The 20,036-nt window shown below is 42.6% G+C and carries 14 protein-coding genes; 7 read left to right on the forward strand and 7 right to left on the reverse strand.

Annotated elements, in window-relative coordinates; genetic code table 11:
- The first annotated feature begins 5 nt into the window (after nucleotides 1-5).
- Entirely contained in the window at nucleotides 6-2,159 is a 2,154-nt protein-coding gene (gene fadJ, locus AC0VYA_RS08160) for a fatty acid oxidation complex subunit alpha FadJ (RefSeq protein ID WP_475490660.1), read from the forward strand.
- A 198-nt stretch (nucleotides 2,160-2,357) separates the two neighbouring features.
- Here the strand turns inward: fadJ and AC0VYA_RS08165 are convergent, their stop codons facing one another.
- The 3 genes from AC0VYA_RS08165 to AC0VYA_RS08175 all read right to left on the reverse strand — a co-directional run bounded on the left by AC0VYA_RS08165 (nucleotide 2,358) and on the right by AC0VYA_RS08175 (nucleotide 10,355).
- Complete coding sequence (locus AC0VYA_RS08165) at nucleotides 2,358-2,510, reverse strand: hypothetical protein (protein WP_475490661.1); 153 nt, start codon at nucleotides 2,508-2,510, stop codon at nucleotides 2,358-2,360.
- 357 nt (nucleotides 2,511-2,867) lie between these two features.
- Nucleotides 2,868-7,385 (reverse strand): EAL domain-containing protein, encoded by a 4,518-nt coding sequence (locus AC0VYA_RS08170; RefSeq protein WP_475490662.1) that lies wholly within the window; start codon nucleotides 7,383-7,385, stop codon nucleotides 2,868-2,870.
- A gap of 189 nt (nucleotides 7,386-7,574) precedes the next feature.
- Complete coding sequence (locus AC0VYA_RS08175) at nucleotides 7,575-10,355, reverse strand: insulinase family protein (protein WP_475490663.1); 2,781 nt, start codon at nucleotides 10,353-10,355, stop codon at nucleotides 7,575-7,577.
- Nucleotides 10,356-10,464: 109 nt separating this feature from the next.
- Between AC0VYA_RS08175 and sixA the strand changes: the two genes are divergently transcribed.
- Both sixA and AC0VYA_RS08185 read left to right on the forward strand, forming a co-directional pair.
- Complete coding sequence (gene sixA, locus AC0VYA_RS08180; RefSeq protein WP_475490664.1) at nucleotides 10,465-10,938, forward strand: phosphohistidine phosphatase SixA; 474 nt, start codon at nucleotides 10,465-10,467, stop codon at nucleotides 10,936-10,938.
- Between the two features lie 69 nt (nucleotides 10,939-11,007).
- Nucleotides 11,008-11,199: a hypothetical protein gene (locus tag AC0VYA_RS08185; RefSeq protein WP_475490665.1), complete on the forward strand. Its 192-nt coding sequence runs from the start codon at nucleotides 11,008-11,010 to the stop codon at nucleotides 11,197-11,199.
- Between the two features lie 28 nt (nucleotides 11,200-11,227).
- On the opposite strand, the gene AC0VYA_RS08190 is transcribed toward AC0VYA_RS08185, so the two are convergent.
- A complete protein-coding gene (locus AC0VYA_RS08190; RefSeq protein WP_011574495.1) occupies nucleotides 11,228-12,517 on the reverse strand; it encodes an HlyC/CorC family transporter in 1,290 nt (429 codons plus the stop codon).
- A 103-nt stretch (nucleotides 12,518-12,620) separates the two neighbouring features.
- Nucleotides 12,621-13,409: a cytochrome C assembly family protein gene (locus AC0VYA_RS08195; protein WP_011574496.1), complete on the reverse strand. Its 789-nt coding sequence runs from the start codon at nucleotides 13,407-13,409 to the stop codon at nucleotides 12,621-12,623.
- Between the two features lie 233 nt (nucleotides 13,410-13,642).
- Here AC0VYA_RS08195 and ffh point away from each other — a divergent pair, with 233 nt between their 5' ends.
- From ffh to AC0VYA_RS08210, 3 genes are all read left to right on the forward strand, one after another.
- Nucleotides 13,643-15,019 (forward strand): signal recognition particle protein, encoded by a 1,377-nt coding sequence (gene ffh, locus AC0VYA_RS08200; protein WP_011574497.1) that lies wholly within the window; start codon nucleotides 13,643-13,645, stop codon nucleotides 15,017-15,019.
- 116 nt (nucleotides 15,020-15,135) lie between these two features.
- Nucleotides 15,136-15,405 carry a Rho-binding antiterminator gene (locus AC0VYA_RS08205; RefSeq protein WP_473479928.1) on the forward strand — a complete coding sequence of 90 codons (270 nt, stop codon included), beginning with the start codon at nucleotides 15,136-15,138 and terminating at the stop codon, nucleotides 15,403-15,405.
- Nucleotides 15,406-15,573: 168 nt separating this feature from the next.
- Nucleotides 15,574-16,779, forward strand: a complete 1,206-nt coding sequence (locus AC0VYA_RS08210) for a GAK system CofD-like protein (protein ID WP_475490666.1) — start codon at nucleotides 15,574-15,576, stop codon at nucleotides 16,777-16,779.
- Nucleotides 16,780-16,800: 21 nt separating this feature from the next.
- On the opposite strand, the gene AC0VYA_RS08215 is transcribed toward AC0VYA_RS08210, so the two are convergent.
- Complete coding sequence (locus AC0VYA_RS08215; protein ID WP_475490667.1) at nucleotides 16,801-17,709, reverse strand: LysR family transcriptional regulator; 909 nt, start codon at nucleotides 17,707-17,709, stop codon at nucleotides 16,801-16,803.
- A gap of 157 nt (nucleotides 17,710-17,866) precedes the next feature.
- On the opposite strand from AC0VYA_RS08215, the gene AC0VYA_RS08220 reads away from it, so the two are divergent.
- Entirely contained in the window at nucleotides 17,867-18,865 is a 999-nt protein-coding gene (locus AC0VYA_RS08220) for an NADP-dependent oxidoreductase (RefSeq protein WP_475490668.1), read from the forward strand.
- A gap of 198 nt (nucleotides 18,866-19,063) precedes the next feature.
- On the opposite strand, the gene AC0VYA_RS08225 is transcribed toward AC0VYA_RS08220, so the two are convergent.
- Nucleotides 19,064-19,966: a LysR substrate-binding domain-containing protein gene (locus tag AC0VYA_RS08225; RefSeq protein WP_475490669.1), complete on the reverse strand. Its 903-nt coding sequence runs from the start codon at nucleotides 19,964-19,966 to the stop codon at nucleotides 19,064-19,066.
- Nucleotides 19,967-20,036 lie beyond the last annotated feature (70 nt).

Here is a 20,036-nt window from a genome sequence, read left to right on the forward strand (position 1 = left end):
AAAAGATGACAACTGAAAATAGTACCCAACAACTTGCCCCTAGCGCGTTTACCTTAACCAAGCGTGATGATGGCATCGCGATTTTGAGTATGGATGTGCCAGGGGAAACCATGAATACGCTCAAAGTGGAGTTTGGTGAGCAAGTCGGTGACATGCTTGACCAAATTCAAAGTGATAGCGCTATTAAAGGCGTGGTAGTGATCAGTGGTAAAGATAACTCGTTTGTGGCCGGTGCTGATATCTCTATGCTCGCAGGATGTAAAAGTGCAGAAGAAGCTGAAGCGATTGGAAAAGGTGGACAAGCGGTATTCCAACGTATCGAGGATATGGCAGTGCCATTTGTCGCTGCGATCCACGGCCCTGCTCTGGGAGGCGGGCTTGAACTGGCGTTGGCCTGTCACATGCGAGTATGTAGTGACGACAATAAGACGCAGCTGGGCTTACCTGAAGTACAGCTTGGTCTTTTACCCGGTAGTGGTGGCACGCAAAGACTCCCGCGGTTAATTAGCGTTCAACAAGCAATGAAAATGATGCTCACAGGGGCCTCTGTACGAGCAAAACAAGCCAAAAAATACGGTATCGTTGACGATATGGTGCCGCGTTCTATTTTGCTTGAAGTCGCGATTGAAATGGCGAAAAAACCTAAACCGAATAGAAAACCAGTAAAGCTTGATGCAATGGGGCAGTTTCTTGAACGTACCCCTATGGGCCGAAAACTCATGTTTAAACAAGCTCGCAAACAAACTCAGGCTAAAACAATGGGGAATTATCCCTCACCTGAGCGCATTATTGATTGTATCGAAACGGGATTAGAGAAGGGAAAAGCCCAAGGTTTTGCTGTGGAAGCTAAGCATTTTGGTCATCTGGTTATGACGTCTGAATCAGCTGCTTTACGTAGTTTGTTTTTCGCGACCACCGAAATGAAAAAAGAAAATGGCGTGGAAGGAGTAGCGCCTAAAACACTGAAGAAAATCGGCGTGTTAGGCGGTGGGTTGATGGGCGGTGGCATTGCGTTTGTGACGGCAACCAAAGCTAAACTTCCGGCTCGAATCAAAGATATCCGCAGCGATGGCATCGCGCATGCGATGAAATATTCCTACGATATTTTGAACAAAAAAGTGAAGCGCAAGTTTATGCTGCACTCAGAAATGCAATCTCAGTTATCACGGCTAACAGGCTCTGTTGATTATGTTGGGTTTGATAACACCGATGTGGTGATTGAAGCGGTTTTCGAAGATTTAGCGTTGAAACAAAATATGGTTGCGGATGTGGAAGAGCATTGCTCAGAGCATACGATTTTTGCTTCGAATACATCTTCTATCCCCATAGGTCAAATTGCCGCTAAGGCGAAGCGCCCTGAAAATGTTATTGGTTTACATTATTTTTCACCGGTAGATAAGATGCCCTTGGCAGAAGTTATTGCGCATGAAGCCACCTCTGACCAAACAATATCCACTACGGTTGAGCTAGCGAAGAAGCAAGGTAAAACCCCGATCGTTGTAAAAGACGGCGCAGGTTTTTATGTTAATCGAATTTTAGCGCCATATATGAATGAATCTGCTGAAATTCTATTGGCTGGTGAGCCCATTGAGCAGTTAGATAAGGCGTTAGTCAAATTCGGTTTCCCTGTGGGACCCATCAAACTTTTAGATGAAGTTGGTATTGATGTTGGCACTAAAATAGGACCAATTTTGGTTGCTGAGTTCGGTGAGCGATTCCAGTCAGCGCCAGGTTTTGACAAATTATTGGCGGACGATCGAAAAGGTAAGAAGAACAAGCGTGGTTTTTATAACTATGAGGGTAAAAAGCCTGGCAAAGAAGTCGATGAAAGCGTTTATGATCTACTTGGCATTACGCCTAATAGCCGCTTGAGCGAGCATACTATTGCCGAACGTTGTGTGTTACTCATGCTCAATGAGGCCGCTATATGTCTTGACGAAGGTGTTGTGCGTAATCCTAGAGATGGTGACATAGGTGCGATATTTGGTATCGGCTTCCCACCATTCTTAGGCGGCCCGTTTAGATACATGGATACCTTAGGCATTAACCACGTTGTGGAACGATTAACGCATTATCAGCAGCAGTTCGGTGACAAGTTTGCGCCTGCTAAGCGCCTTTTAGACATGGCAGAAAGTAAGGATACGTTTTACCCGAAATAGTTAATGTGTATTTTAACTAGCCTTTGAAAGCCGAGCAGACCAGCTCGGTTTTTTTACGCCTTATTTTACAAAATGACCAATTAGTTAAATCGGAGTGTTCCGACTCGTCATACCAACCTTAAATTACGGGCATAAAAAAAGAGAGTTCCTCTCTCTTTTTTGACTGAATAAAATTTATTCAGTTAGATGTTTTCAAACTTAAAACCTGACAGAGCCTACTTTAATTGCTTTATTCTTTTCATTTGTAGTCACTGTTTTATTGGCTTCTGGTGCTTTAGCACTTTCAATTGATTGTGTTGCAACAGGAGCAGCGGTAGTAAGGGCTAGAGCAATTGCATAAGCTTTTAACATTGGATATTCCTCTTTATATTTTTATTATTGACGTTTCGCTGACTATTATTTGTCAGTCGAAAGTATTAATGCTTATTGTGTGCCAATGTGCTCAAGGTAGAATTAATACACGATGAAATTACATAGCGGGGAGGTGATCTATACGCGAGAAGCTGAAGATACTTTCAGAAACCGTATCGCAATATTTTGCGATAATTATATAGATCAAGATTCTTAATTTTTAACGAATAAGGAGATGATGAATCAAATAGAATTCTCCTCAAGCCATGTAGTATGGGGTTGTTAACGATAGCGTTTAAATTTTTTTTGCGATGAAAACTAGGCAGCGCTAGGGGCTTAAAAAAGCTAAGGGTGCCCTTAGCTACCTTGCAATAATTTGTTTAGCTGGTGATTTTCTTTCAGTAACCGTTCGAAGCGTGAGGAGCTCAGAGGCTTGCTATAAAGATAGCCTTGGAGCATTTCACATTCATAGCGACGTAATATTGACATCTGTTCTTCGAGCTCTACACCCTCGGCAACAACTTTGAGGCCAAGATTGTGCGCTATGGTGATAATAGCGGCAGTCATGTGCCGGTCAACGCTGCTGGTGGCAATGTCATCAATAAAGGCTTTGTCTATTTTAAGGGTGTTAAGCGGGAACCGTTTTAGATAGGCCAGAGAAGAGTAGCCTGTACCGAAGTCATCAAGGGCTAAATGTATGCCTCTTTCACGCAAACGAGTCATCATGCGCAGAGCATTGTCAGGGTCTTGCATCAAGGTGCCTTCGGTAATTTCACACTCTAGATGCAATGGCGAAAGATCTGCTTTTTGCAAAATGCTCTCAATTTTCTCATCTAAATCTGGTAATTCAAATTGTCGCGCTGATATATTAACCGCCACGCGACCGGTGAAAATCCCCGCTTTAACCCAACGTTTGGTGTCTTCACAAGCTTTTCGTAATACCACCTCACCAATATCGATGACTTGTCCAGTTTGCTCTGACAACGGGATGAACTGAGCTGGGCTTACAATGCCCTTCTCTGGATGTTCAAAGCGCACTAAGGCTTCCATACTAACCAATTTGCCGGTAGCGATGTCAATCTTAGGCTGATAATAGACGTTAAATAAATCTTCCTTTAAGCCGTGGCGTATCAAATTCTCTATTTGTAATTGGCGCACTGCATTTTGATTCATTTCACCGCTGAAAAATTGATATTTGTTACCGCCAGCGTTCTTGGCGAAATACATTGCGGTATCCGCATTTTTCAATAATTCCTGTGGTGAACTACCGTCTTCAGGATAAAACGCGATCCCAATACTGGCACCCAGCACAAATTCTTGATGATTGATTAAAAAAGGGCGGGCCAAGTCATCTAAAATGGATTGGGTGAAATGCGTCACACTGTGCACGTCAGTGTCTTTGTCGAGCAGTATACTAAATTCGTCGCCGCCAAGGCGGTAGCACGTTGCACTTTTACCGGCTAATTTCTGCAAACGCCGTGCTATTTGTTTAATCAATAAGTCGCCGGTTTGATGACCTAATGAGTCGTTAATTTTTTTAAAGTTGTCCATGTCTAAACATACCAACGCATGCTGGGTGCCACGGCGCACAATATTATTATGGCTCGCTTGAAAGAAAGAGCGGTTTGGTAGGTCGGTAAGGGGATCCGTATTGGCTAACTTAAGCAATTCTTTTTCGGTGCTTTTTCTAGGTGTAATATCAGAAAATACACCTACGTAATGGCTAATGCGTCCGTCTTCGTCATTAATAGCATCGATGTTCAATTCCATCTCATACTTCTCACCATTTATTCGTCTTGATTCGACCTCTCCGTTCCAATTGCCTTTTTGACGAAGGGATTTTTTTACTTCTTCGGTAAAAGCCCCAGGGTATTGATGGAAAGTGAGATAGCTTGCTAATGCTTGCTCTCGCGTTTCGCCAGTATATTTGCAATATGCCTTGTTGACAGAAATGTACCTAAAGCTGGTATCTGCGATAAATACGCCGTCTGAAATGGTTTCGATGGAGCGTTTGAAAAGCTTTAATTGCTCTTCAGCTTCTTTCAGGTGGCTAATATTTTTAAATGTACCTGTCATCCGAACAGGTTGATTATTGTTATCACGGCTAACAACCTTGCCACGGTCAAGCACCCACAACCATTCACCTTTAAAGGTGCTTGCTCGGTATGTGACTTCAAAATGCTCGGTTTTATCTTGTAGGTGCTCGTTCAGCGCATCCTGAACCCGCTTTAGATCGTTCTGGTGGATATTGGCTTGGTAGGCACTGTTAACGCGAATATCATCTTGAGGAAAGTCCATGATCCCCCACGTGTTCGAGCGGAACACTTGACCCTGATAAATATCCCAATCCCATAATTCGTCACCGCTGCTCCATAGTGTCAATTTTAGACGCTCTTCACTTTCGGTTATTGCCAAGCGCGCCACACGCTTAGAGCGATACTGTTTAACCACCGCTAATACGCTGAACAAAGCTAATACACAGTAAAAAATGAGAGCATTGCGATGTAACCATAGCGGTGGCTCGATGTTGACTGTCAACTTTCGGGAATTAGACCATGGGTCCATGTTGTGCCGACTTTGAACCTCAAATTGATATTGGCCAAAGTCTAAGTTTGTAAAAGTCGCTTCTCGTGTACGTTTATCTGCATCCAGCCATTTATTAGAATAACCACCTAACTTGTAACGATAAGAATACCCTTTAGCATCTAGCGGATTAAGTTGTCCAAAGGTTAAGCTAACGTGGTTTGAGCTGTTAGGAAGCGTTAGTTCTTCGGTGAGGAAAATAGGTTTCTGCAGCGGAGTCCCTATACTATGAACGTCGATTTTTCTATTGAATAATCCTAGGTGAGTAATGATTGGAGGAATTGAAATATTGCTATCAGCAAAGTTGCCGTTCGAGGGCTGTCTATTCTGAGTTATTTGGTCATGATCGAACAGGTTAAAACCTTGTGAGCCGCCAAATAAAATTTTCCTATCTGAAGTGACGAGTCCAGCGCCTTCATTAAAATCATTAAAGTTGAGTCTGTCAGGCGTTATTTGTTGGATAACCTGAGCAGATGAAACAGACACTTCTTCGATTCCGCCTGCCATGGTAGTTAACCAAATACTATCGTCTACTTTTAAAGCTTTAACGATTTGATTGTCAAGCAGACCTGAGTTGACATTAATTTTTTCGGTTATCTGGAAGGTCTGCTTATCTATAACAATAAGTCCAAACTCAAGAGACGCCAACCAAAACTGCTCGTCTGTTTCAACCACGGCGCTAAAATTGTTGCTGGTAAGTAGCGGATCGCTTGACAGCTGATCAAGTTTTTGCGTTTTCATGTCAAAGAGCAGGAGTTCATTGTTTCCCCTTAACCATAATCGCTCTTCACTATCGATAAATATTGGATCTAGCGACTTAAAAGCAGTATTGCCAAGTTGAATCGTATGTTCGCTAAAATCTTCTGTATCTACCCACCGTAAATTGTCACCTTGAGACTTTAACCATACCCTATTATTAGAATATAAGACTCTGTAATAAAAATTGCCTTTAGATAAAACTTTCAAAAATTTCAGTTCTTTATTTGGGCTCTTTTCATAGATATATATACCTCCACTGGTGGCTAACCAAATACGATTTTTTTGGTCGATAGTAAGGTCCCATATACTGTGTTTGAATCCTTCTAACCAAGTAGTGAATAACTCAGTTTCTAAGTCAAACTCTGATATGCCACCAGACTGGGATGCGAGCCAAATTTTCCCATGAAAATCTTGTTTAATTGACCAAACGACGTTGCCTGCAAGCGAATTTTCAACGGACGGATTTGCAATGTAATGTCGAAAAAGTGCTGAGTCTTGGTTATATCGATAGATCCCTGCTGTATGGGATCCTAACCATAGAGTGTCGTTGCTATCACGAAATGTGCTAAGTAAAAATATTCCTCTCTCGCTTTGTGGTGATAAGTTACTCAATCCACTCTCAAGTTCTATATGTTTGGTTGAGTCAAAGCCTTTGTTGACGATTGTTAAGCCAGCTGATGTACCGAGCCAGATATTTCCATCATTGCCTTGTTGGATGCTGCGTACTTCGTTTCCAAGAAGGCTTGGCGAGCTGTTCCCGTTGAAATGCAGTAGCTCTTGAGTTTCTTTATCCCACATATAGGCGCCAAGCTCGGTCGCAAACCAATAACTGTTTCCGAAATGCTTTACATCAAATAAATATTGAGCAGGAATAGTGATGTTAAGTGGGTTTTGAGCGTTTAAGTCATAGAGTGTATTTGACTCATTCTCTAGTAGATAAATGCCGTGTCCGTAGCTACCAATGATGCTAAAGGTATCTTCGGCAAGTATCGCTTTAATTTCTGCAGGCAGTCGTTCCGAGGATACCTCTACTGGGGTGAAATCATTTGTCTGTTTAGAATACGTGTAAAGAGTCGATTCGTTAGCGACTAGCAATTTTCCAGTATTGGTGAGACTTAGGGTATTTATAATATTGTTATTTAAACTGCTATTTTGTTGGTTATAACGAGTGAAATCATCCGATAAAGGATTGTAGCGCGCCAGACCGTTTTGCGTGCCGATCCACAGTGCCCCGTCCTGATCTATTAACATAGTTCTCATAAAATCATGAGGTAATGATTTAACGTCATTTGGGTTGTGTTGATAATTGACAAATTCATAGCCGTCGAAACGGCTCAAGCCGTTTGCAGTGGCAAACCACATAAAGCCGCGCTTATCTTCAATGATGTCGGTGATGGTATTTTGCGTTAAGCCGTCGGCTTTGGTGAGATTATCAAATGAAAATGTTTGAGCATGAGCGGCATTAATAAAGCCAAAAGTAGTGCTTACAAGCCACAGACACCAAAAGATGGATGGAATAGTTAAAGTACGCAATTAACACCTGTCAGCAGTTTTTCTGCTTTGTAATTATTAATATTTAGGAAACTATCCGTAGTACCCACGGCCTTAAATATGCCTAAAATATGGGGCCTTAACAAGTTTTAATCGTTACTTTTTAACGCTACAGCTAACTTTTACTAACAAGCAGTGAATTGTTCGGTCTATTAGAGAAATATTAACGCTTTATTCTACTAACGGCGTGCGTTTTTTAAACTCCGAGACATCGTTAACTGGAGTCGTCAAAAGCTCATCGGCCGATATTGAATGCTTAGGGTCGCTGTACAGTATTAATTCACCCGTGTTTTTACCGATGATGAGACCGTTTACAAAGTTCATAAGATCCGAAAACTCGATGCATTCTAATTCATTCGCCGTGTCTCTATTTTGAGAAAAACGATAGTCTTGATTGCCTAATGCAGACCACAAACGTTGACTCTTGATACTTAGATTTGCATCTCTTTGACATAATTGCTTCATCACGCCATGTTTTATGTCACGCCAATTTTTCTGATAAGACAATAGATCTACTGTTAACTTTTTCAAAAAGTCTCGGATGACGGTAATGAGGTATTGCGCCGAATATTTAGGTGATTGCACATAGAATGCTATGCCGGGATGTTGGTTGAACGGCACATAACCACTCCCCACTAAATAACCCAATTGCGCTTGCTGGCGGGCAAAGTTAAAAAAGACAGGTGACACTAATTGTTCTAATAATATCGTCAACAATGTGTCTCGGCGCCCGGTATTGGGAGATTGGTAATAAATGACCACAGCGGCATCCGGATGCTCACAGGGAAGGGCGTGAAGTAACGAATCTTGCTTTGATAAATCAAATACACTCCTCGATAGCTTTTTGTGCCCGCTATATAATGCGTGTTTTTGATGTAATTTATCCGAGAACCGGTGTACGTGATTGATATCCCAGTTTCCAAAAATGAGAGATTCCATATATCTATCATTTAGCAATTGGCCTTTTACGGTGTGGACATGTTCAAGTGTTGTGCTCTCCATGGCAGCGACCATACTCAGTGGTGTATGGGTATTTTGCTGCATGAAAGCCGAGAGTCTGGCGAATAATCGGTTGATGGGTTTATTCAGTAAGTTGTTGTGTAGGCTCTGACATTGTTGTTGTTTAATCTGCTCAAAGTGTTTTTCAAAGTCTTCAAAAGAGTGTAATTGATCTATTAGCTCCTGATTAAAGGTCAGTTGCTTGGCGCTAAAGCCACTGGTATGCAAAGAAAAACCACATTGGTGTGAATACAAATGATAATTAAGCCCTGCTACATTTGCTTGATAATAAGCTTGCTGGAAATGGTTATTGAGTAAGGCAATCCACAGTTTTCTAGATGCTGTCGCTTCAACCCCAGTGGTGGCTGCTTGGCAATCGAATGAGATATAGCAATCACCTCTTGGTAAACCAAATTGGGTATCTTGACCAAACCAGACATTGAAGTCCTCTGATGCAACTATGTTTTGGGGTACAGAATACTTCTTTTCAGCTTGAATCAATGTATGCTCGAGGCTCAGAAATTGATTTTCTTCAGGTAACATTAAGAGCGAACTGCAACTCTCATTTTGCAATTTCTTTAGCAATTGAGGGGGCAGGGGAGACACTGCGTAAGGGGTGTTGTACCACTGGCTTATTTGGTTCGTTTGAGCATCAGGGGAAACGACTTTAAAGCGCATATTTGACGGCGTAAAAAAGCCCAGTATTTCGTCCACAATTGAAGGGTCGGCCTTATCGAGTATGTATTCTGAGGCAATAAGGTGTTCACAAGGGTAGAGAAATATTGCGCTGGATAAGCTAACAGCTTCATCAATCGGTTTTATGGCATCAGCAAATTGCCAGATTTGTTCCAGCAACGCTTTCTTTTCATCAAAGAAGCGCAGTTTACTGTGCTGTCTAATATTCTCTAAGTATTGGAATAGCGTTTCTAACATGGAGTCAATGTTGGCTAACCCCAATTCTGTTAGTTGTAGGTTGACATTGAAGTCTCGAAAGTTACTGCCTTCGATACCACCACCGACACTAATATTGGTAGCGAATCCCTTTTCTTTAAAAAATCCAAGTAAGCCATTTGGGCCCTCATCAGCCAATAACTCGCTGATAATACTTAGCGGTTTAGTGCGATAATAATGGTGTACACATGGCAGTGCGAACGTGACGATAAGCCTGCGAGCCGATTTTAGGGGGGTAATATCAATTCTAATACCCAACTGCTCGGGCAGGTAAAGTGCTGGTAAAGGGGGTCGCTTAGACGGTTTTCTATTTTCCAGTTGTCCAAAATATTGCTCAATGAGCGCTAAACTCGTTTGATGACTAAATGGGCTGATGATGCACAATGCGATATTTTGAGAGACGTATTTATCTTGATGCAGTGTTTTTAGACGCTGCCGCACTTCTTGTAAATTAAGTTCACCCAAGGTGGCTGCATTACCGACAGAAAATTGACTAAAAGGGTGGTCCGGGTTAGCCGTTTCCTTGTGCACCTCATATAGCCTGCGCAAATCGTCGTGTATTTTTAATGAAAACTCAGCATCAATCGCGCCGATTTCTTTTTCAATTGCCCCTGTTTCAAATAAAGGCGCTGTCAATAACTGACTGAAATGATCAAGTGCAGATGAGAGATGTTCACCGGTTACCGAAAAGTAATAGTGACTATATTCTGAGCCGGTGGCAGCGTTTACCGAGCCGCCATGTAAAGAAAGAAAAGTATCAAACGCATCTATCGTTTTATATTTTTTGTTGCCTTGAAACAGCATATGTTCCAACAAATGGCTCAAGCCTAAGCAATCAACAGGATCACTAAAATGACCATTGCCAACAGTAGCCGCTACGTTGCACACTTCACTGCTTGGGTCTTCGACAAATATCACTCTCAAGCCGTTCTCAAACTGAGAAAAGTGATAGTGACGATTATCGAGGCGATGAGTAAGCAAAAGACTAGATCCTGTTTTCATATATTGCGCTGAAATAGCATAACGCAAAAAACACTCAACTCTCGGATTTTCAAACATTTATTTGCTATATTAAGCGTAACAAAGTTTGTTAACCATTCAGCAGTAATTTATGCATATTATTATCATGCGTCATGGCGAAGCCGAGACTGCTCAATATGAAGACAGTTCCCGTGAATTAACTAGGTTTGGCCTAGAGCAGGCCAAGGCTGCAGGGCAATGGTTATTAGACCGCTGTGAGCCGTCAGGGATCGAGATGAGCCTTGTTAGCCCTTTTATCCGAGCACGACAAACATTGGAAGCGGTCGGTGAAGAGATAACAGTCCATAGCCAAACTGTATCAAATGATATAACGCCTGACGGGAACATTTGGCTAACTCATGATTACATTGATTATTTACTCGAAGAGAATAGGGTGAAACATTCGCTATTAATTGTGAGCCATATGCCGTTTGTGAGTTATTTTTTAGACGAGGTAACAGGACAACAACATTCGTTATTTTTTGACACTTCGAGTATAGTTATGGTTGATTATCAACCAACCACACACTCAGGGACGGTGTTGGATATTTATCACCCATCTTGAAGTTAAGGGATAAACTTTCACTATAGATTTGAGTATGAGAACCGATAACTCGTTAGAGGGGTTACATTCATGCCAGGCAAAAATTTACCTGCCTACTTAAAGCAGGTACTTGAACATCATGTATCAAATGCACAACTGACTCATGACTCTGAGCTTCAGGGCATTTACGAGCGCCTGACAAACCTGAATACAAAAGTAGAGCTAGCAAAAGAAAAAATCCGTCAAAATAGACTGGCAAGAGATCCCCTTACCAAAATTTAAGGTTTCAATGGTGTTGGTATAATCTCGCTCAATCAGATCTATTATTATCTTGTGCTAAGTAGAATTGCGGCATTATTCGTACTGTTTTGACAACGTTATCTTTCATTTCGATAATTTCAAGAGGATAGCCAGCTAATCGTAAACTGATATTGGCTTCTGGAATATCTTCCAAATACTCTAAAATAATCCCATTAAGGGTTTTTGGTCCTTCGGTGGGAAAATGCCAATCCATCTCTTTGTTTAACTCTCGAACATTGGCGCTACCGTCAACCAGTACACTGCCATCCTGCTGAGTATCTGCTTCTTTGCTATGATCCGGCACCATGCTTGTGGTGAAGTCACCAATAATTTCTTCAAGGATATCTTCTAAGGTAACCAAACCTTGAATATCACCGTATTCGTCCACAACTAGACCAATGCGTTCTTTAACGGCTTGAAACTTGTACATTAATGTATGTAATGGTGTCGATTCAGGGGTGAAGTAGATTTCCCGGACTGCGCGCAAAAGGCTGGATTTGGTAAACTCGTCTTTGGACAGCAACCGCAAGGCATCACGCACATGAACAAAGCCAACTGCGTCATCAATGCTATCGCGATACAGTAAAACACGAGTGTGTTGCGAGTTTATCAACTGTTTTTGAATGTCTTTCCATTCATGATTGATATCTATGGCCACAATTTCATTGCGTGGGACCATAATATCTTCAGCGGTCACTTTCTCTAAGTCTAAAATGCCCACTAACATGTCTTGGTGCTTTTTGGGGATCATGGCGCCCGCTTCGTGTACTACGGTGCGCAGTTCTTCTCTGCTTAAACTACCGCTGCCACTGTCATCAGTACTGATGCGCAACAGCTTTAAAATAAAATTAGTTATTCCGTTTACTAAAAACACCAATGGGTAAAGTAACTTAAGCATAGGTAGAAGGAAAAAAGAGGCTGGAAAAGAGACTTTTTCTGGATAAAGTGCTGCAACCGTCTTAGGTGTGACCTCAGAAAAAATAAGGATAACCAGGGTGAGCACCACTGTCGCCATCGCTATACCGACATCTCCGTATAAACGTAACCCTAATACGGTTGCAACTGCCGATGCTGCAATATTGACGAGATTATTGCCAATAAGGATTAAACCGATCAAGCGATCAGGCCTTTCAAGAAGCTTTTGAACTCTCAGAGCACCTTTATTGCCTTCGTTACCCAAGTGTTTTAGTCGATATCGATTGATCGACATCATACTGGTTTCAGAGCTAGAAAAATAAGCGGAAAGTAATACTAAAATACCAAGTAGAATAAATAGACTACCTGTTGATATATCGTCCAACTAAGGGATCCCTAAAGGTTGTTAAAGCGAAACTTTAAGGGCAAATTCCCCACGTTTCAAGCAAGTTGGCTTATTTTACTATAGATATTGGCTAAAAACAGGATCAGCTTAGAATTATTTCTTTGACAAACCGACTACCAAAATAAGCCAGACTCAAAAGTATTGAGCCCAAAATAGTGGCGAAAATAATGGGTTTACCGCGCCAACCAAATTTGAAGTGTCCAAATAGCTCAACAGAAAACACCAACCAAGCCAATATCGACAAAATGGTCTTGTGAGCTTGTCCTTGGCCAAACATGTTTTCTAAGAATACAAACCCACTTATTAATGACAGTGTTAGAAGAATGGTACCAACGGTAAGCAATTTGAAGAGGATGCCTTCAACCATCATTAACGGGGGGAGGGAAGAGTGCAGGAGCGAGGCTTTTTTCTCTTTAAGGCGCATGTTGATATATGCCAACTGTAGCGCGTAGAGTAAGGCAATACCAAGGCAAGCATAAGCAAATAGCGCTAACCCTATGTGAATCATTAATTCAGGGCGCACGCCAATTTGCATAATGTGCGCATCGGGAATAAAGAGGTCAAGCAGAATTATGACACCAGTAAATGAATAGACCACAGGCAGTAAAATGGTATTTGGCATGGTAAAGGCGGCTATCAACATGGTCACACTAATCAACCATGCGACAAGTGAAGCAACATTGAGCATGCTTAAATTCTCGCCAAGGCTAACAAAAATATCGTTATTTAATAGCCAAGCATGCATGGCTATCGCTGCGATAGCTAATACATAAGACAGTTTTAGGTTGGGGCCTTTATGGTCAAAAAACTTCAATAAAATTACGCCAGCAGCGCCAGCATATAGGCAAAAACAAATTAAGCCTAACAACATGATCTAACCTCGATTTCCGTATTGATGTTGAGCGAATTCACGAACGAAGCCTGAAGGGCAAAAACGCGAACGATTAACGCTCTGAGACGACGGAGTATAACCATTATGCCCTTTCATACCTAGTGTTTAGCAATAATTCTCATTAACTTTATTTGTTGTACTGCTTTGGTTCTTATCTGGGAGGAATTTAGGTATCATAAGCACATCTAGAATTTAACTTGTATCAATTTGCTATGTTTGAAAATTTAACAGAACGCTTAGGCAAAACTCTCAAAGATATCAGCGGCCGTGGCCGATTAACTGATGACAACATCAAAGACACCCTGCGCGAAGTACGCATGGCGCTTCTTGAGGCCGATGTCGCCTTGCCAGTGGTAAAAAGCTTCATTGAGCAGGTGAAAGAGCGTGCTGTAGGCACCGAAGTTTCAAAAAGTTTAAATCCCGGCCAGGTATTCATCAAAATTGTACAAGCTGAGTTGGAATCTGTCATGGGGCAGGCCAATGAAGGCTTAGACCTTGCCGCGCAGCCGCCAGCAGTCGTACTCATGGCAGGTCTGCAAGGTGCGGGTAAAACCACCAGCGTGGGTAAACTAGCGCGCTATTTAACCGACCGTGAAAAGAAAAAAGTACTTGTGGTCAGTGCTGACGTGTATCGTCCTGCGGCCATCAAGCAGCTTGAAACCCTAGCGATTGAAGTCGGTGTAGAGTGTTTCCCGTCGACGATTGAACAAAAGCCGATTGATATTGTTAATGCAGCAGTTGATCACGCAAAGAAAAAATTCTTTGATGTGTTATTAGTCGATACTGCGGGGCGTTTACACATAGACGCAGAAATGATGGGAGAGATTAAAGACCTTCATCAAGCGATTAAACCGATAGAGACATTGTTCGTGGTGGACGCCATGACCGGGCAAGATGCCGCGAACACGGCCAAAGCGTTTAATGAAGCGTTGCCATTGACCGGTGTTATCTTGACGAAGACAGACGGTGATGCCCGCGGTGGTGCTGCATTATCTGTTCGCCATATCACTGGCAAGCCTATTAAATTCTTGGGTATGGGCGAAAAGATTGACGCCCTTGAACCTTTCCACCCTGAGCGTGTTGCTTCACGTATATTGGGTATGGGTGATGTACTGAGCCTGATTGAGGAAGTTGAGCGTAAAGTTGATAAAGATAAAGCCCAACGTCTTGCCAAGAAAGTACAGAAAGGCAAAGGTTTTGACTTACAAGACTTCAAAGAGCAGTTGGAACAAATGCGTAATATGGGCGGCATGATGTCCATGATGGATAAACTACCCGGTATGGGCAACATGACCGCTCAGGTGAAAGACAAGGCCAACGACAAGTCATTTAACCAAATGGAAGCGATCATTAATTCAATGACACCCCTTGAGCGTGCTAAGCCCGATACCATCAAAGGCTCACGCAAACGTCGAATTGCTATGGGGTCTGGTACTCAAATTCAAGACGTAAACCGCCTGTTGAAGCAGTTTACCCAAATGCAAAAGATGATGAAGAAAATGTCAGGCGGTGGCATGAAGAAAATGATGCGCAACATGAAAGGTATGATGCCCCCTGGTGGTCCTGGTGGAATGTTCCCACCACGTTAACTAGCGTTTTCATTGCAGCTTGCTGATACTGATAGCCCACATTGTTGGGCTATTTTTTTGCATTTTATAGCTCATTGACATGAGTCAGTATCTTTAGGGTAGACAGGAGATGAACGATGAAATGTGCTGAACAAGATTATATTGAGCTAGCTTGCTTATTTAACATGCCAATTTTGTTACGTTTGCGCGATGGTAGTGAGATTAAAGGGACGGCAAAAGACACAAGCTACAATAAGCAGAAACAAGAATGTATTGTGCTTCATTCAGCAGAAGGGGAATGCAGCATAGCGCTCAATTTAATTGCTTTGATGCAAGCTCAACATGCAAACCCACATTTTAGCGAAATCAGGTTTTCAAAGTCATTGGCCACTAAAAACAACGCCTAGTAAAAACGCTAACTCACAAGCCGCTATCAATTTTACGGCGTCTTAATATAGCTTTTACTCTAGCAACATTACCTTCGCCCTTGGCTTTTTTGTACGAAGGTGTAATCTATTATGCATAATAATAAAGTCACACTCAGGGTTAACCTCATCATATGAATGCCTCTATTTATGCGCGTTAAGCCAACTCAGCACACAAAATTAACGTCTGTTCTGTCTCCTTTGGACGCTCAGCATAGGGCAGCGCATCAGGGGAAGAACCTTTTATTTTTCAGTGGCGGTAGCGCATTGCGAAGTTTCTGTCAGCCACTGATAGAAGCAACGCATAATTCGGTGCACCTTGTAACACCGTTTGATTCAGGTGGCAGTTCAGCGACCATTCGTCGGCATTTTGCATTACCAGGCGTTGGAGATATTCGAAATCGTTTACTGGCCCTAAGTCACAATATTACGCCGGAACAAAACGTTGTAGTTCGCTTATTGGGTTATCGATTGTCCTGTATTGCAGCTCAGCACGTTCTTCGTGAACATCTTAAGTCGATGGCAGAAGGCCAAGATCCACTTGTACGTTCGCTAGAAATAGAGAAGCGCCAAATGTTCTGTCATAAAATGGCTAGGGTTTTGCAAAGTTTGCCTGATAATTTTGATTTAAACGGTGCCAGTATCGGTAATTTGTTGTTCATTGATACCCTGTGCGCAGGTGAAAATAGACTGCAATGTAGCATCGATTTCTTTCATCAAATGTTGGATATTCGTGGTGTAGTCAGGCCGATAGTCGAGTGTAACTTGCAAATAGCCGCAGAATTGCAGGACGGCAGTACGGTGATTGGTCAGCATTTATTAACGGCCAAAGAAACCCCTGTATTGCATAGCGCTATTACCAAACTTTTTTTGTGCGAGAGCGATGAAAACCCCGAGGCTGTCGATTGTTCTTTGTTAAGCGAAAATCGCCAATATATTGAGCAAGCCGATATGATTTGTTATCCACCTGGCAGCTTTTTTACCAGTATCGTGGCTAATTTATTGCCTGTCGGAGTAGGGGACGCTGTCAGCAGAAACCCAAATCCAAAGGTCTACATTCCCAATCTAGGTAATGATCCTGAACAGCTAGGTATGAGCTTAGAAGATTGTGTTTTGACTCTCATTAGCTATTTGCGCAAACACACAGAACAACCTCTTCCACCAGCCAAATATATCAGTACCATTTTACTCGATGTAAATGAGAAATATTACGCGGGTGGGATTCCTTTTGAGCGACTCCGTGAGCTAGGAATTAAAGTCGTACAGCGTGATTTAGTGACGATGCGCAGTGCGCCGTTTTACAACGATGAATTGCTGTTAAGAAGTTTATTAGATATCTGCAAAAATCACGTTTAAATTGATTATCTTCAGAACCACTTAAGCATGCAATTGTTTTATTCTTGCGACCAGGAAGTCCACTGCTGCTTTGACTTTTGGCACTAAATAGCGCTGTTTTTGGTACAAAAGATAAATACCGAAATCACTGCTCGAAGTGATGTTAATTTCGGGAGACAGGCTTAACTCTTGCAGGTCCCCGGAAACAAGATATTCCTTAAGCAGCCATTTGGGCGCCATCATCATGCCTTGCCCCGCTAGCACTTTCCCTAATAACCATTTTCCATTGTTTGAAACCGCCACCTGTGGGGCGGATACGTCTTGCCATTGGCCGTTTATTTCGCTGATCCAGCGCAATGGACCATTAGGGGTTCGATAATACAATCCTTTATGATGACAGAGATCCAATGGTGTATTTGGTGTGCCATATCGTTCTAAATAAGCCTTAGTGGCAACGGCAATAAATTGATTTTCCATTAATTTAATTGCAATCACGCGCTCATTGGGCGCATACCCGCCTCGTATAGCAATGTCTACCTCGTCTCGGGACAAAGCCGATAGTTCGTCGCTGAGGCGCACATCAAGAATAATTTGCGGATAACGCTGTGAAAATTCTTCTAATAATGGAAACAATATGGGCTCACCAAACTCAACCATGGCACTGATCCTAAGCTGCCCTGTAGGTACTGTTTGATAGCTACGCACCGTGTCATTACTTAACTCTAATTGACGCAATATATCGTTGACTTGATTGTAATAGGTTCGTCCTATTTCAGTTAATCTCACCACTCGCGTTGAGCGCTTAAGCAAGGTTGCACCTAACGAACGCTCTAAGTCAGCGACCCTTCGTGACAGAGATGACGGAGGGACATTGAAAGTCGTAGCAGCGTTGGTGAAGCTGCCGGTTTCAACTACTTTGCAAAAGTATCGAATCGCTCTGAGCTGATCCATAAATTATCTGTTTCGCTTTATTTCGCTCTATTGTTGCTATTAAGACAATAAAGATTGGCTTTTATAGGGAGTTATCTTAGCAAAATAAAGCCTAATATAATATTTATCGCTGAAATAGCAGTGAAAACACAAAAATACGATTGTTAGGAGAAATATAATGTCAACGTATACCGCTATAAACCTCATTCAACGCCCAGAGCCAGGCCCAATCCCCGCTTCAACTTTCGAAGTCGTTGAAAAACCGGTGCCTGCGCCAGGACCTGGTGAAATCTTGGTCAAACAAACCTACATGTCACTTGATCCTGCGATGATCGGTTGGATGAGTTCTGATACCAAAAGCTATATTCCACCCGTAGCACTTGGCGATGTCATGCGCTCTTCTGGTATAGGTGAAGTCGTAGAAAGTAATCATCCCGATTTTACAGCAGGGGATAAAGTCATGGGGATGACCGGCTGGACAGAGTACTTCGTCAGTACCGGCCAAGGCTTAAACAAATTACCCGCGGGCGTAGGCGAAGAACAAGCATTGTCAGTGTTTGCTTTACCCGGATTAACGGCCACTCAAGGCTTATTCGGAGTCGCTAAGCCAAAAGCGGGAGAAACTATTGTGGTTAGCGGCGCTGCGGGGTCAGTAGGCTCCATAGTAGGTCAACTTGCAAAGGCAGATGGGTTGACGGTTATCGGTGTTGCTGGTTCTGACGAAAAGTGCCAGTGGTTAGTTAATGAGCTAGGGTTTGATGGCGCGATTAACTATAAATCAGACGATATGAACGCCAAGCTAAATGAACTTGCGCCAAATGGTGTGGACATTTTCTTTGAAAATACCGGTGGCGCAATTCAGCAGCATATCTTTGAGCATATGAATGCCCATGGGCGCATAGCGGTATGCGGAATGATTTCAGATTATGCTACCTCACAGCCGAGCGCTGGACCTAACTGGATCCCGATTATTAAGAAGCGACTCACCATTCAAGGTTTTACAATGCCTGACCATTACGCTCAGGTACCTGAATTACTGGCGAAGTTAACGCCCTACGTGATGAAAGGGCAAATTAAATACCGTGCTCACGTACTTGAGGGGTTACCATCAGCAGTTGATGGGTTGAACATGCTGTTAAGTGGTGCCAACAATGGGAAATTAATGGTTAAGCTTTAACGACTGTTTCTACAAATGAATGACTCTTTTGATAACCGTTTCATAAATAGCATTCATTACTTTCTATGCTGGCTGGAAAGTTAATTTCCTGCCAGCTTATGAATTTTTATGTGTTCAAAGCGCAATCTTCACCGAGCTATTTAAATTGCCTGTTTTTGAAGCGTGATGTGACCAAAAAATGCGCTGTTATGTAATATGTCACGATTGAGGGGCCAGCCAGTTATACTGACTCAATCGCTCCCAGAACCATTGCGCGGCCTTGCCTGAGGTTGATTTTTCTCTGGCAAAATAAATAGGAATAGGCGGGCGAGGTAGTGATGTACCTTTTGCCACTAAGCTGCCATTGTCTAAAAATGGCTTTGCAATATGAATAGGTAGAAAACCCACGCCAATCCCGGCGGCCTGGGCTTGGGCTTTACTTTTCATGCTACTTACTCGAATCAACTGTTTATTATCGAACAACCCACTGGTACGTCCCGGCAAGGTGCGGGAACTATCGGCCACGACTATGTAAGGGTATTGGCGTATATGATGCCCTTCTATTAAACCAACAAAATCTGCCAACGGATGCTTAGCGCTCACAGCAAATACAAATTCTAACTCCCCAAGAAGCGCGACATCATATTGTCCCTTGGGTAGTTCGCCCGTAACGCCTAAAGCAATATCGGCACGATTTGTTTGAAGTGCATCCCAACCGCCACCAAGTGCTTCCTCAATCAAGGTGATGTCTACATGTTTATCCAGAGTGCAAAATTCCGCGATAAGCTTGAGTAATGGCGCTTCAGAGATGATTGTATCTTTTGAGATCACCAATTTTGATTCCCAGCCAGATTCTAATTGTTGAACCCGCTCTTCTAAATCGTCGGCGGCTCTTAATATTTCACTCCCCTCGCTAAGCACCAATTTGCCGGCCGGAGTTAGTATAGCCCGTTGCCCTTTGCGATCGAAAAGAGCAACTCCCAAATCCGCTTCAAGTTTACTGATGGTATAAGTTAAAGCTGAGGGCACTTTGAATAACGCGTCTGCAGCGGCAGCAAAGCTGCCCTTGCTATGAATGGCGTTTAGCACTCTAAGGGCTTCAAGGGTAACGGCGTGGCGCATTTTTTCTCCATAAACGAAAGTCACCACCCTAAGCAATCTTAGGGTGGTGTGGTTATAAATAGCACTTTAT

It is taken from the genome of Paraglaciecola sp. QJM3NY_14, from assembly GCF_056173245.1.

What these genes read in the sequence shown, in the direction of transcription:
- fadJ (WP_475490660.1), top strand. Translation starts at nt 6, where the DNA reads ATGACAACTGAAAATAGTACCCAACAACTTGCCCCTAGCGCGTTTACC.
- AC0VYA_RS08165 (WP_475490661.1), bottom strand. Translation starts at nt 2,510, where the DNA reads ATGTTAAAAGCTTATGCAATTGCTCTAGCCCTTACTACCGCTGCTCCT.
- AC0VYA_RS08175 (WP_475490663.1), bottom strand. Translation starts at nt 10,355, where the DNA reads ATGAAAACAGGATCTAGTCTTTTGCTTACTCATCGCCTCGATAATCGT.
- sixA (WP_475490664.1), top strand. Translation starts at nt 10,465, where the DNA reads ATGCATATTATTATCATGCGTCATGGCGAAGCCGAGACTGCTCAATAT.
- AC0VYA_RS08185 (WP_475490665.1), top strand. Translation starts at nt 11,008, where the DNA reads ATGCCAGGCAAAAATTTACCTGCCTACTTAAAGCAGGTACTTGAACAT.
- AC0VYA_RS08195 (WP_011574496.1), bottom strand. Translation starts at nt 13,409, where the DNA reads ATGTTGTTAGGCTTAATTTGTTTTTGCCTATATGCTGGCGCTGCTGGC.
- ffh (WP_011574497.1), top strand. Translation starts at nt 13,643, where the DNA reads ATGTTTGAAAATTTAACAGAACGCTTAGGCAAAACTCTCAAAGATATC.
- AC0VYA_RS08205 (WP_473479928.1), top strand. Translation starts at nt 15,136, where the DNA reads ATGAAATGTGCTGAACAAGATTATATTGAGCTAGCTTGCTTATTTAAC.
- AC0VYA_RS08210 (WP_475490666.1), top strand. Translation starts at nt 15,574, where the DNA reads ATGCGCGTTAAGCCAACTCAGCACACAAAATTAACGTCTGTTCTGTCT.
- AC0VYA_RS08215 (WP_475490667.1), bottom strand. Translation starts at nt 17,709, where the DNA reads ATGGATCAGCTCAGAGCGATTCGATACTTTTGCAAAGTAGTTGAAACC.
- AC0VYA_RS08220 (WP_475490668.1), top strand. Translation starts at nt 17,867, where the DNA reads ATGTCAACGTATACCGCTATAAACCTCATTCAACGCCCAGAGCCAGGC.
- AC0VYA_RS08225 (WP_475490669.1), bottom strand. Translation starts at nt 19,966, where the DNA reads ATGCGCCACGCCGTTACCCTTGAAGCCCTTAGAGTGCTAAACGCCATT.